Origin of the sequence: Photobacterium sp. GB-36 (assembly GCF_003026135.1) — a bacterium.
Lineage (GTDB): Bacteria > Pseudomonadota > Gammaproteobacteria > Enterobacterales > Vibrionaceae > Photobacterium.
On the sequence record NZ_PYNY01000072.1, the window covers coordinates 1 to 984 of the forward strand.

Here is a 984-nt window from a genome sequence, read left to right on the forward strand (position 1 = left end):
TTATGCAATGATAGTTGCAACAACACCAGCACCAACTGTACGGCCACCTTCACGGATAGCAAAACGTAGACCTTCGTCCATCGCGATAGGTGCGATTAGAGTAACAGTCATAGCGATGTTATCACCAGGCATTACCATTTCAACGCCTTCTGGTAGCTCGATAGTACCAGTTACGTCAGTTGTACGGAAGTAGAACTGTGGACGGTAACCTTTGAAGAAAGGAGTGTGACGACCACCTTCATCTTTAGAAAGCACATAGATTTCTGAAGTGAAAGTTGTGTGTGGAGTGATTGAACCTGGCTTAGCAAGTACTTGACCACGTTGAACTTCATCACGCTTAGTACCACGTAGAAGAACACCAACGTTCTCACCAGCACGACCTTCGTCAAGAAGCTTACGGAACATCTCAACACCAGTACAAGTAGTTGTAATAGTGTCTACGATACCAACGATAGCAACTTCGTCACCAACTTTGATGATACCTTGCTCAACACGACCAGTTACAACAGTACCACGGCCTTGGATTGAGAATACATCTTCGATTGGAAGAATGAATGGACGATCGATTGCACGCTCTGGCTCTGGGATGTAGTTATCTAGAGCTTCTGCTAGTTCAACAATCTTGTCTTCCCACTCTTTCTCGCCGTTTAGAGCGCCTAGAGCAGAACCCATGATTACTGGGCAATCATCACCTGGGAAGTCGTACTCAGAAAGAAGTTCACGAACTTCCATCTCAACTAGCTCAAGTAGTTCTTCATCATCAACCATGTCACACTTGTTCATGAATACGATGATGTAAGGGATACCAACCTGGCGACCAAGTAGGATGTGCTCACGTGTTTGTGGCATTGGGCCGTCAGTTGCAGCAACAACTAGGATACCGCCGTCCATTTGAGCAGCACCAGTGATCATGTTTTTAACGTAATCGGCGTGTCCAGGACAGTCAACGTGTGCGTAGTGACGAGTTGGAGTATCGTACTCTAC

General features: G+C 46.1%; 1 protein-coding gene. It reads right to left on the minus strand.

Annotated features, from left to right (window positions below):
• The coding region (tuf, locus tag C9J46_RS21320; protein WP_107291495.1) for an elongation factor Tu at positions 1–984 on the minus strand (984 nt) is incomplete at its 5' end.